This window comes from Polaromonas sp. P3_C2 (assembly GCF_056402675.1).
The window spans coordinates 1-11,606 of the sequence record NZ_JBFUGX010000049.1 but is presented as its reverse complement, the minus strand read 5'-3'; the positions used below and the strand labels follow the sequence as shown (position 1 = coordinate 11,606).

The window sequence follows — 11,606 nt, the reverse complement described above, 5'->3', positions numbered from 1 at the left end:
ACCAATCACCTGATCCATTGGGTAGCCGTTGCGCATTCGGCCGGCATCGTGATCGACTGGAATGATTTTTCGGACCTCTCTGACGTGGTGCCGACGCTGGCCCATGTCTACCCCAACGGCAGCGCCGACGTGAACCAGTTCCAGGCCGCAGGCGGCCCCGGCTTCATCATTCGCGAGTTGCTGGATGCGGGCTTCATGCATGAAGACGTGCTCACGGTGCGTGAAGGCGGCATCCGCGAATACACACGCGAGCCGGCGCTGGCCGGCGCGGCGCTTGTCTGGCACGACGCGGGCGCTTCCAAAGACGAGGCCATCGTGCGCACGCCTGCCAAACCTTTCAGCGCCACCGGGGGTCTCAAGCTGCTGCAGGGCAACCTGGGCCGTAGCGTGATCAAGGTCTCCGCCGTGCCTGACGACCGCCATGTCATCGAGGCATCGGCCCGGGTGTTTGATTCGCAGGAAGCCTTGCACATCGCCTTCAGCGCTGGCGAGTTGAACCGCGACGTGGTGTGTGTGGTGCGCTGGCAAGGCCCGCAAGCCAACGGCATGCCCGAGCTGCACAAACTGACGCCGCCGCTGGCCGTGTTGCAGGGCAAGGGATTCAAGGTCGCGCTGGTCACTGACGGCCGCATGAGCGGCGCTTCGGGCAAGGTGCCGGCCGCCATTCATGTGTCGCCCGAAGCCGCTGCCGGCGGCCCGCTGGCCAAGGTGCGCGACGGTGATGTAATTCGTGTGGATGCCATCACTGGCGAATTGAAGGTGCTGGTGAACGATGCAGAATGGACCGCGAGGCCGGTCGACACCATGCCTGCCGATTTGCGCGCGGCCAACGGCATCGGCATGGGACGGGAGCTGTTTGCCGGTATGCGCCGTCACGCGCTGACGGCTGAAGAAGGAGCTTTATCGTGGATGTGAACCTGAACGTCAGCGGAAAACTGACCCCCCTGCAGATCATGCAGGACGCCCCCGTGATACCCGTGATTGTGCTGACCGACGTGAGCCAGGCGGTGCCGCTGGCACGTGCGCTGGTGGCCGGTGGCATTCGCATGCTCGAAGTCACCTTGCGCACGCCGCAAGCGCTGGCCTGCATTGAGGCCATTGCACGCGATGTGCCGGAAGCCGTGGTGGGTGCGGGCACTGTGCGCAGTGCCGCCGATGCCCAAGCCTGCGCCATGGCCGGTGCACGCTTTGCGGTGAGCCCCGGTTACACCCATGCGATGGGACAGGCCTGTAAGGATTCCGGCCTGCCGCTGCTGCCAGGGGTGGCTACCGGAAGCGAGATCATGATGGCGCAGGAGGACGGCCTGACGGAACTCAAATTTTTCCCGGCCATGCAGGCGGGTGGCCCGGCCATGTTGAAGGCCTGGAACGGACCATTCGGCGACGTGCGGTTTTGCCCGACGGGCGGCGTCACGGTGGCCAATGCGCCTGAGTTTCTGGCGCTGCCCAATGTGGTGTGTGTAGGCGGGTCCTGGTTGACCCCTGCGGACACGCTGGCTCGCGGCAACTGGTCACACGTCACTGCACTGGCTTTTCAGGCCTGCCAGCTGGCACGCAATGCTGCCCGAGCCTGGCAGCCTGCCCGCTATTTATGAGGAAAATAGCGCTCCCAGCCTTGCTGGATGAGCGCAAGCCGCTATTAAAAGAATAGCAGCGAAGTGCAATGAACTAACGCAGGCCAGCGCCCGAAGCGCTTTCATCGCGCTGGATCAGCTCAATCTTGTAGCCGTCCGGGTCCGTCACAAAGGCAATCACCGTGGTCCCGCCCTTGACCGGGCCGGCCTCACGCGTGACGTTGCCGCCAGCGGCCTTGATCTTGTCGCAAGCTGCATAGGCGTCAGGTACGCCCAGCGCGATGTGGCCAAAAGCCGTGCCCATGTCGTAGCTTTCGGTGCCCCAGTTGTAGGTCAGCTCGATTTCGGCCTGCGCCGGGTTGCCTTCATAGCCCACAAAGGCCAGGCTGTATTTGTACTCGGGATTTTCCGAGGTGCGCAGCAGCTTCATGCCAAGAACCTGCGTGTAGAAGTCGATGGAGCGCTGGAGACTGCCAACGCGCAGCATGGTGTGTAGGAGTCGCATGGTGATGAAGGTGGGGAGTGGCGGACTGCCCATTGTCGCCAATCTTCGCTCCCTGTGCAGGCCGCATGCGTAGGGATGCAAAGCTGATGGCGATGCATGCCGCGCAATGACCGATGAGGGGCTTCGCGCGGTGGGATTTCCCCGGGACTACCTTGTTGCCGCCAAAGCCTCCAGCATTTTTCCTTGCAGCAACTTCATGTCGCCATTTTTCAGGATGTAGCCATTCATGCCGGCGTTCAAGGCTGTCCTGACATCAAGCTCATCGGAGTTCCCGGAAAGTGCGAGGATAAAAATACCCTGATGCTCCCAATCCCGCGAGCGAATCGCCTGGGTCGTTTGCACGCCGTTCAAACCGGGCATGTTCATATCCATCAAGATCAAATCGACGCTTGGTGTGCTGTCCAGGTGGGCCAGAACCTGGCGCCCCCCTTCGGCCTCCAGCACTGTCAAGCCCCAGCTTTTCAAGCGCTCGCCCACCATGATGCGGTTAAGTTCGTCGTCTTCGGCCAATATGACGGTTCTGCCTTCCAGCACATTGCCGGGGATGGCCGGGCTGGCTGCCTGCCGAGGCGCTTCCGGCGCTGCGGCGGCCTTGCCCATCCCGGTTTGCGGTATTGGGGGGAAGGTCAGCGTGAACTGTGTAAATTCACCGACCGCGGAATCGCAATGAATGTCACCACCAAAGCTTTGCATGGTGCGTTTGCAATACGACAGCCCAAGGCCTGTCCCCTCGGCCTTTCCTGAGGTCATGAAGGATTCAAACAGGTGTGCCAGCACCTCCTTGTCGATGCCCGGGCCCGTGTCTCTGACGGTTACCTTGTGATCGTCTATCGTCAGTACGATTGTTGCGCCGGACTTTTGGTCGAGGTAATAGAGCGCGTTCTTGATCAGGTTGAAGAGCACAAAAACATAAGGGGTTTCGTCCCCGTAAAAGGTGAAGTCCTTCACGACACGCACTGTGACACTGTCACGTAAGTTGCCACCATCACTGCGCAGGTGCCGATCGGGAAAACTGTATTCGTCCACCGCCTTCTGAGTTATTTTTGCGGCGGATAAATACTCAAATTTGCTTCGGTCCACCGCGCTGGACTTGAAGGATCCCAGGATCAGGTCAATCACCTGGTTACCCCTGTGTACAGCGATCTCCCCCATGTTGACAAACTGGCGCATGCGGGAAGTGTGTTCGGCGGGGACCGCGATACCGTTCGCGGGCAGCATTTCCCCGATACTCTCCAGGCTCATCTTGGCCTGTGCGAGCGGGTTGCGCATTTCATGGGCGATCGAGCCGGCAAGGGAGTTTGCAATGCGCAATTTCTCGGCATCTATCTGCTTTTCCGAAAGCTTGAATGCGGCGCCGCCGATAAGAATCAGCAGGTAGGCCGGAAGCTGGGCCACCATGTCCATGGGGATTGAGGGGTTGGGCGTGATGGCGACGTACAGCAACGCCGCGCTGCCGCAACCGATTACCAACATGGCAATCGTGTTGCGCCAGTCGGCGATCATGACCAGAAAACTGAGTGCGATAAAACAGTTGGAGATCGCGGGGATACCTCCGTGCCGCTTCAGCGATAGAAATACGTTGAAAAACGGCAGGCAATAAATCAATGCCCAGTAGGAATAGGCGAAGTAGTATTTCTTCAGCTTCTGGGGCCAGCGATTTTTCATCGCCAGCGCGGTAAAGAGAATTACGACCAGCACCCGCATTCCCAGGTCATCGTAGGGACGAGGATTGGGTTTCGTGAACCGTATCAGGTAAAACACCACATAGGTCAGGGCGCCTACGATGCCAATGTATTTGAGCAAGGGCCTGCCATGTGCGTGGTAAGCCTCATAGTGGCCAAAGAGTCTTTTTAACCAGCCCATATATATTTCAATCCTGTTGACGCGGAAAAACCATCAACAGCAGCTTCTTCCGGTCTCTGGTGGAGGATGCGGCTGCAATATGAAATATTCCCGTGCATGACTTACTGACAGTCAGACGATTTGAGAATGTCCGGTACCTGTCCATGTATCAGGGCAAACGATTCGTCCGCCCCATCCACCCGTATATTGTTGGCGATGGTGGAAAACCCGAAACGCCTGTACAAGCGGCTCAGCACCGGCGTGCAGGAGGCAAAGAGGTCTTGCCCATCGGTATGCCGCGCAAGATACGAAACACCCAAAAATATGCATCGCTTCACAAGATCGGGGCCGCTTCTGTAATCAGGATTGAGCACAAGGCGCCCGATTTCCCAGCTGTTTCGGCAGGTCTCTGGCTCAATCAATTGTTTTTCCGCCAACAGCTTTTCAAGTGAGGTCAGCCCCTTGTGCATGGGAACCAGCCTCAAGGTGCCAATCACCACGCGTTGGAACTCAAACGCAAACACAAAGCCCAATTCGTCTCTTTTTTTTCTTGTTCAAAAAACCGCGCGTCACGGCATCCTGACGGCAGGTTGATGTGGCCGCGCAGGCTCTGGACCTTTTCCATCTTTAACGGAGTATCCAGATGGCAGAGCGTGATTTCCTCGGCGAAGTTTCCCCGGGGAGATGCCGAAATGAAGGGTGTTCCGCCGGTGAGGAAAATGGCGCCTGGAGCATCCATCGGCTGGTGCAGAACCTGAAAGGGGGTTGGCGCATGGTCGTTCGGGGAGGTAATCATTGCGTTGCATTTCCAGGTTGAGTGCTTGTCTTGCCAAATGCTCTTATTCTTCTTTTGATGTTCGCGCAGTCTATGCGCCGTGCAAGGCTGAATCAAGCCTTACCCTGTCAGATATAACAGGGGCTTCCCCGCATATTCCGCTTGAATAGCGGGGCGAATCGAAAAAAGAACATAAATTGTCCGCATGCGGACAGTCTGYCGGGATTTTTGGTCCTGGTGTGAGCCCTTCTTCAAGGATCTCTCGGTCAGGTCATCGAACCGGCTTTTTGGGGGGGCATGCCGGCCAAGTGGCGTAACTGGAGAATTTTCCGGTGACCGTGGCGGTGGATGCGTCGGGGATTTCCATTCACCGCCACATTGGCTTGTATCAGGTGCCTTGGTCAGCCTTGGCTCCCCCGACCTCAAACACCAGACAGGTCGTGGTCGCATGCGCATACAGCTTGCCGTCCGGCCCGACGATGCGGCCCTCGGCCGTTGCCAACTGGCGGCCGCAGTGGATCACCGTGCCGATGGCGCGCAGCGGGCCGGTCTTGTGTGAGGCGGCACGCACGATGTTGATGCTGAGTTCGGCGGTGGTGTAGGCCCGGCCGACCGGCATCATGGTGTGCACGGCGCAGCCCACGGCGGAGTCGAGCAGCGTGGCGTACCAGCCGCCGTGCACAGTGCCCAGCGGGTTGTAGTGCTTGAGCTGCGGCGTGCCCTGGAAGGTGGCTTTACCGGGCTCAACCTCAATCAGGGAGAAATCCAGTGTTTCAGCAATGTGGGGGTAGGGCAATTGGCCGGCGAGCATGGCCTGCATCACTTCCATGCCGGTCTTGCCTGTGACGTCTTCCGGTCGGGCCAGACCAGGTTTGCCGCCGCCGTCCATCATGCGGGCGCGCACTGCGGCGCTTTGTTCCATCCACTGAGTCAATGTGTCTTGCAGGGTCATGGCATTTATAAATGTTGCATATACAATGATTGTAGCTACAATCAAATTATGAGCGAGAAAACCCGCCTGTCAACCCAGGCCGAACTCAAAGTGCAGGGCTGCACCAATGTCAAGCTGCGCCAGCTGATGCGCCGCGTCGCGCACCACTACGACCTGGAAATGACCAAGGCCGGACTGAAGACCACGCAGTATTCCCTGCTGACTTATGTGCTGAAGCTGGGCCCCATGCGACCGGGCGAGCTGGCGCGTGGCATGAAGATGAGTGCCTCCACCCTCACGCGCAACCTCAAGCCGCTGATCGACGCCGGCTGGATTGAGCTCGCCGCAGGCACCGATGCGCGCAGCCGTACCGTGGTGCTGACTGACGCGGGCCGTGCCAAGCGTGAGGAGGCCCGATCACGGTGGAGGGCTGCGCAGGAGCAGCTCAACGCACTGTTGGGCGCCGGGCGTGTGCTGGCCCTGCATAACCTGATCAACGAATCTTTAGAGCTTTTGTCCCCCATCGAATCTGGAGCTGATGATGAGTAACCCCGAGCCTTCCCCGTCCAGCGTCACGCCTTCCGCTTCTTCCACTGCACTGCCGGCGCGCCGCATCGCGATGTGGCTGGTCCTACTGGCTGCCGGCGGCACCTTTGCCCTCACCATGGGCGTGCGACAGACCATGGGCCTGTTCCTCTCTGCGCTCAATACTTCGACCGCACTGGGTATCGGCAGCATCAGCCTGGCCTTCGCTTTCGGCCAACTCTGGTGGGGGCTGACGCAGCCCTTCGCCGGCGCGGTGGCTGACCGCATCGGTACTGGCCGTGTGATCTTCATGGGTGTTGTGTTGGTGGCGATTGGCACCATCATCACGCCGCTGATGACCAGCACAGCCGGCCTGATCTTTGCCATCGGCGTGCTTGCGGCGGGCGGTGCCGGGATGGCCGGGCCTTCTGTGCTGATGGCCGCCAGCACACGCCTGGTGCCGCCTGAAAAGCGCGGCCTGGCCACCGGCATCGTCAACGCGGGCGGCTCTTTTGGGCAGTTCGCGATGGCGCCTATCGCCATTGGCCTCACAGCCGCTGTCGGCTGGGCCAGTGCAATGCAGTGGCTGGGCGCGCTGGTGCTGCTGGCGGTGCCTGCGGTGCTGGTGCTGAAAGGCAATTCGAATGCGCTGGCAGCCCAGGCTGCGGCGGCCTCGGGCACGAAAGCGCTGAGCGCACGTCAAGCCATTAGCCAGGCCATCGCAACGCCTAGCTATCGTTACCTCGCGGCGGGTTTTCTGGTGTGCGGTTTTCACGTGGCGTTTCTGGCGACTCACCTCCCCGGCGTGATAGCGGCCTGTGGTTTGCCGCCCGAAATTGGCGGTTGGTCGCTTGCGATGATTGGCCTCTTCAACATCGTCGGCAGTCTGGCCATGGGTTGGGCCGTCGGCCGCTGGCGCATGAAGTCCTTGCTGGCGCTGCTCTATACAACGCGTGGCCTCGCCGTACTCATCTTCCTGCTGGCGCCCAAGACCCCGGCCGTGATGCTGATCTTCGCCGCCGTCATGGGCGTGACCTTCCTTTCGACCGTTCCACCCACGGTGGGCCTGGTCGCCAAGATGTTCGGTACGGCCAACATGGCCATGCTGTTCGGCGTGGTGATGTTGTCGCACCAGGTGGGTGGTTTCCTGGGTGCTTATCTGGGCGGCTATATATTCCAGGCAACCGGCAGCTACGACTGGGTCTGGTACATCGACATCGTGCTGGCCACAGGCGCCGCGTTGGTGAACCTGCCGATCCGCGAAGCGCTGCTGCCGCGGCAAATGGCTGCCAAGGCCGCAGCCTGAAGGTGAAAAAACAAGGCATGAGCAAGGTCCCCAAAACCGCCGCTACCGCATTGCGCTACCTTGAGGACTTGCAGCCCGGCGACCGCTTCGTCAGTGGCGAGCACGCGCTGGATGAGGCGCAGATCACCTCGTTTGCCGCGCAGTTTGATCCGCAGCCATTTCACCTGGACCACGAAGCAGCCAAGGCCACACTCTTTGGCGGCTTGGCCGCGAGCGGCTGGCACACGGCGGCTGTCACGATGCGGCTGCTGGTGGGTGGTGGTTTGCCGCTGGCCGGCGGAATCATAGGCGCAGGGGGCGAGATCAGTTGGCCCAAACCCACGCGCCCCGGCAATGTGCTGCATGTAGAGACAGAAGTGGTGAGCGTGACGCCCTCAGCTTCGCGGCCCGATAGAGGCAGGGTRGTGGTGCGCAGCCAGACGCTCAACCAGCACGGCGAGGTGCTGCAGCAATCCGTCTACAACCTGGTGGTTCCGCGCCGCCCATCCTGATCTCAGCGTGACGGCATATCAGCGCTGTGCCAGAATTCACGCAGGCAGACAACTTGCGGGAAACATCAGATGCTTATCAATTGCGTGGTCTACCAGAACGGCACCAAGCTTGCCGACATCCCGGTCACCGAGATCAGCGACTACATCTGCCGTCCCGATGCTTTCGTCTGGGTGGCGCTGCAGGACGCCACGCCGGAAGAGCTTGAAGAAATGCAGCATGAGTTCGGCCTGCATGAACTGGCGGTCGAAGATGCCCGGCACGGCCACCAACGCCCAAAAATCGAGGAATACGGCGCTTCGCTGTTTTCGGTGCTGCACCTGATTGAGCAGTCCAACGACAAGCCGGGCGAACTCCACGTCGGCGAGGTGGATGTGTTCACCGGGAAGAACTATGTACTCTCGGTGCGCAACCGCAGCCAGAAGGGGTTTCTGGGCGTGCGTGAGCGCTGCGAGCGCGAACCGGAGCTGCTGCGCAACGGTTCGGGTTTTGTGCTGTATGCCCTGATGGACGCGGTGGTTGACCGTTACTTTCCCATCCTCGACGCACTCGAGACCGAGTTGGAGCTGATCGAGAAGGAAATCTTCACGCCCGGTGCTGCGCGAAAGAACATCGAACGGCTCTACGAACTCAAGGGCAGCGTGATGGTGCTCAAGCACGCAGTGGCGCCGCTGCTCGAAGGGGCCAGCAAACTCTATGGCGGCCGGGTTCCTCAGATCTGCAGTGGAGTGCAGGATTATTTTCGCGACGTGGTTGACCATTTGTCGCGCATCAACGCATTGATCGAAAACATGCGTGACACCATAGGCACTGCTATCCAGGTGAACCTGGCGATGGTGACGATTGAAGAGAGCGAAGTGACCAAGAAGCTCGCGGCCTGGGCCAGTATCTTTGCGGTCTGCACGGCGTTTGCCGGCATATGGGGCATGAACTTCGAAGCCATGCACGAACTCAAATGGCGTTACGGCTACCTCATGGCCATCAGCATGATTGTGGTGGCGTGCTCTTTACTCTATTGGCGTTTCAAGCGCGCACGCTGGCTTTAAGTTACGACACGCGAGGCGGGGTAAACGCCGTGCGCGCTGCCAGCGCGGACTTGCGGCTGGCGCAACCTTCGATATGGTCGTTGACCAGGCCCATGGCCTGCATGAAGGCATACATCGTGGTGGGGCCCACAAAGCTCCAACCGCGTTTCTTCAAATCCTTGGACAGTGCGATGGAGGCCGGAGAAGTCGGCATGGCTTTCACGGCCTCGTGCGTGATGCGTGCGGGCCGGCTCTTGGCTTCGGGCTCCAGCCGCCAGACAAAAGCGCCCAGCGAGCCAAATTCTTTTCGGAGCTCGATGACGCGCTTGGCATTGTTGATGGTCGAAGCAATCTTTCCCGCGTGTCGCACAATGCCGGCGTCATTGACCAGGCGTTTGATGTCACGCTCGCCAAAGCGGGCCACCTGCTCGGCATCGAAGTTGGCGAACGCGCTGCGAAAGGATTCGCGTTTGTTCAGGATGGTCAGCCAGCTGAGGCCGGCCTGAAAACCTTCAAGGCAGATTTTTTCGAAGAGCCGGCGTTCATCGTCCACCGGAAAGCCCCACTCGCTGTCGTGGTAGTTGCGGTAGATGGGCGTCGCCTGGCACCAGGCGCAGCGCGCGGTGTGGGTGTCATCGATAAAAAGGCCGGCAGCCGGGGAGGGTGCAACGTTGGGGCGCTTGGGCGGGATGGCGGAAGGCATGGGCAATTTTAGGCAAATGCGGGCAGGGCCGTGCGGGTGAGGTGATTCATCTTTGGCCGCCCGGCAGTATCATGAAGCACGCTCCCTTTCATCGATCCACAACTTCGGAACAACGCACCATGTCCATCCAGCTTTGGCTCGCTTTCGTCGCCGCAACCGCCGTCCTGCTCATCATCCCGGGCCCGACCATCCTGACGGTCATCAGCTACTCGATGGCGCACGGCAAGCGTGCCAACATCCCGTTGGTGGCCGCCGTGGCGCTGGGTGACTCGACGGCGCTGGTGGTCTCGTTGTTCGGCCTGGGCGCCTTGCTCGCGGCATCGGCCTTCTGGTTCACGCTAGTCAAGTGGGCCGGTGGCCTGTATTTGCTTTACCTGGGCATCAAGCTCCTGCGCGCCGGAATTTCGCCCATGCAGGCGGCAGCGCCCGAGGTGCCTGGCTCCTTGTGGAAGCTGTTCGGCAACACTTACCTGGTCACTGCACTCAACCCCAAGGGCATTGTGTTTTTTGTGGCTTTCCTGCCCCAGTTCGTCAACCCCGGCGCCGACGTGACGCGACAGCTCTGGGTGCTGGCGGTGACCTTTGTGGTGATGGCCAGCCTGAACGCCACGCTGTATGCGGTGTTTGCCGCGTCGGCCCGTACACTGCTGGCCTCACCGCGCGCTCAGCGGCGTTTTAATTTCGCGGGCGGCTCGCTGCTGTCCATGGCCGGTGTCTGGGCCTTGCTGGCCAAGCGGCCGGCCTGAATTCAGGCCGGCCTGCCGAGTGCCTGCTGCATCACCGCCGCGCCCTGGGTCATCATCGTGTCGATGTATTCCCCCAGTGCATCGGGCAGCACGTCGGTGATCCAGACAAAGCGGGTGCGGTTTTCGCCCTCGGAAAACAGCTGCGCCGAAGCCATGTGATGGGTGGCCTTGCCGCCGACCACGGTGTAGCTGAGGCGGTGCATCCCTTCATGGATGCCCACCAGCACTTCGTGCGCGACCATGCCGTTGGCAAAGGTTACGGTGCGGCTGCCTTCGCCAGGTTTGCAATCGACCACGAAGCCCGGCGCAAGGCGCCGGTGCACAGCGTTGAAATCGCGCAGCGCGTCCCAGACGCTGTCTATGCCGGCGTCGACGGTGAATTCCTTGTAGATCGTGGCCATGGCGACCCCAGTCTGGCTGGCGCCGGGGTGGCGCCTTGTCATCGCAGCATAGCAATCAAACCGGGCGAAGTCAGCCCTGTTAAGCACCGGTTACAAACGCTTCCCGCGCAGCCTCAGTGCATTGCTGATCACCGACACCGAACTCAGGCTCATCGCCAGGGCCGCGATCATGGGCGACAGCAGCCAGCCGGTAAAGGGAAAGAGCAGCCCCGCGGCCAGCGGGACACCGAGGGAGTTGTAGACGAAGGCAAAACCGAGGTTCTGCTTCATGTTGGTGATCGTCGCCTCCGAAATTTTCCGGGCTTGCGCGATGCCGCGCAAATCACCTTTCACCAGCGTGATCTGGGCGCTGTTCATGGCCACGTCGGTACCTGTGCCCATGGCAATGCCCACGTTGGCCTGGGCCAGGGCCGGGGCGTCATTGATGCCGTCGCCGGCCATGGCAACGATATGGCCTTCCTCTTGCAGGCGCTTGACCAGTGCCAGCTTGTCTGCCGGCTGCACGCCGCCGTGCACTTCGTCAATGCCCAGGCGCCCGGCGATGGCTTTGGCTGTGGTCAGGCCGTCGCCTGTGGCCATGATCACGCGCAAGCCAGCGGCTTTGAGCGCCGCCAGCGCCTCGGGCGTGCTGGCTTTCACCGGGTCGGCCACGGCGAGCAGGCCCGCAAGCTTGCCGTCGACCGCCAGGTGCATCACGCTGGCGCCTTCGGCCCGCAGGGCCTCCGCCTGGGCCAGCAGCGAATCTACTGACACGCCAGCTTGCGCCATCAACTCCGTATTGCCG

The 11,606-nt window shown here is 60.8% G+C and carries 15 protein-coding genes; 7 read left to right on the top strand and 8 right to left on the bottom strand.

Translation table 11 applies throughout. The features are described from left to right. Both AC1DWI_RS03970 and eda read left to right on the top strand, forming a co-directional pair. Positions 1-915: dihydroxy-acid dehydratase domain-containing protein (locus AC1DWI_RS03970; protein WP_477724409.1), on the top strand; the 915-nt coding region annotated here is incomplete at its 5' end. Beyond that, positions 906-1,595, top strand: coding sequence for a bifunctional 4-hydroxy-2-oxoglutarate aldolase/2-dehydro-3-deoxy-phosphogluconate aldolase (eda, locus tag AC1DWI_RS03965; protein ID WP_477671401.1), 690 nt, complete (start codon positions 906-908; stop codon positions 1,593-1,595). The genes AC1DWI_RS03970 and eda, both read left to right, overlap by 10 nt. Before the next feature lie 73 nt (positions 1,596-1,668). On the opposite strand, the gene gloA is transcribed toward eda, so the two are convergent. From gloA to AC1DWI_RS03940, 5 genes are all read right to left on the bottom strand, one after another. Further along, a complete protein-coding gene (gloA, locus tag AC1DWI_RS03960; RefSeq protein WP_477671402.1) occupies positions 1,669-2,079 on the bottom strand; it encodes a lactoylglutathione lyase in 411 nt (136 codons plus the stop codon). 147 nt (positions 2,080-2,226) lie between these two features. Continuing rightward, positions 2,227-3,942: an ATP-binding response regulator gene (locus AC1DWI_RS03955; RefSeq protein WP_477671403.1), complete on the bottom strand. Its 1,716-nt coding sequence runs from the start codon at positions 3,940-3,942 to the stop codon at positions 2,227-2,229. Between the two features lie 101 nt (positions 3,943-4,043). Beyond that, entirely contained in the window at positions 4,044-4,391 is a 348-nt protein-coding gene (locus tag AC1DWI_RS03950) for an N-acetyltransferase (RefSeq protein ID WP_477687931.1), read from the bottom strand. 23 nt (positions 4,392-4,414) lie between these two features. Continuing rightward, positions 4,415-4,717, bottom strand: coding sequence for a hypothetical protein (locus AC1DWI_RS03945; RefSeq protein WP_477671404.1), 303 nt, complete (start codon positions 4,715-4,717; stop codon positions 4,415-4,417). Positions 4,718-5,084: 367 nt separating this feature from the next. After that, the gene (locus AC1DWI_RS03940) at positions 5,085-5,648 is read right to left on the bottom strand and encodes a PaaI family thioesterase (protein WP_477671405.1); all 564 of its coding nucleotides are present in this window, start codon (positions 5,646-5,648) and stop codon (positions 5,085-5,087) included. A gap of 48 nt (positions 5,649-5,696) precedes the next feature. Here AC1DWI_RS03940 and AC1DWI_RS03935 point away from each other — a divergent pair, with 48 nt between their 5' ends. The 4 genes from AC1DWI_RS03935 (at position 5,697) to AC1DWI_RS03920 (ending at position 8,993) form a co-directional block, all read left to right on the top strand. Next, entirely contained in the window at positions 5,697-6,176 is a 480-nt protein-coding gene (locus AC1DWI_RS03935) for a MarR family winged helix-turn-helix transcriptional regulator (RefSeq protein WP_477671406.1), read from the top strand. Then, positions 6,169-7,458, top strand: a complete 1,290-nt coding sequence (locus tag AC1DWI_RS03930) for an MFS transporter (RefSeq protein ID WP_477671407.1) — start codon at positions 6,169-6,171, stop codon at positions 7,456-7,458. Before AC1DWI_RS03935 ends, AC1DWI_RS03930 begins: the two co-directional genes overlap by 8 nt. Positions 7,459-7,475: 17 nt before the next feature. Then, positions 7,476-7,949 carry a MaoC family dehydratase gene (locus tag AC1DWI_RS03925; protein WP_477671408.1) on the top strand — a complete coding sequence of 158 codons (474 nt, stop codon included), beginning with the start codon at positions 7,476-7,478 and terminating at the stop codon, positions 7,947-7,949. A gap of 69 nt (positions 7,950-8,018) precedes the next feature. After that, a complete protein-coding gene (locus tag AC1DWI_RS03920; protein WP_477724408.1) occupies positions 8,019-8,993 on the top strand; it encodes a magnesium and cobalt transport protein CorA in 975 nt (324 codons plus the stop codon). A 1-nt stretch (position 8,994) separates the two neighbouring features. Here the strand turns inward: AC1DWI_RS03920 and AC1DWI_RS03915 are convergent, their stop codons facing one another. Then, on the bottom strand, positions 8,995-9,675 hold the full coding sequence (locus AC1DWI_RS03915) for a DNA-3-methyladenine glycosylase I (protein ID WP_477671409.1): 681 nt from the start codon (positions 9,673-9,675) through the stop codon (positions 8,995-8,997). A gap of 119 nt (positions 9,676-9,794) precedes the next feature. On the opposite strand from AC1DWI_RS03915, the gene AC1DWI_RS03910 reads away from it, so the two are divergent. Continuing rightward, positions 9,795-10,421 carry a LysE family translocator gene (locus AC1DWI_RS03910; protein WP_477671410.1) on the top strand — a complete coding sequence of 209 codons (627 nt, stop codon included), beginning with the start codon at positions 9,795-9,797 and terminating at the stop codon, positions 10,419-10,421. Between the two features lie 2 nt (positions 10,422-10,423). On the opposite strand, the gene AC1DWI_RS03905 is transcribed toward AC1DWI_RS03910, so the two are convergent. Next, the gene (locus AC1DWI_RS03905; RefSeq protein WP_477671411.1) at positions 10,424-10,822 is read right to left on the bottom strand and encodes an SRPBCC family protein; all 399 of its coding nucleotides are present in this window, start codon (positions 10,820-10,822) and stop codon (positions 10,424-10,426) included. Between the two features lie 90 nt (positions 10,823-10,912). Beyond that, positions 10,913-11,606: HAD-IC family P-type ATPase (locus AC1DWI_RS03900; protein WP_477724407.1), on the bottom strand; the 694-nt coding region annotated here is incomplete at its 5' end.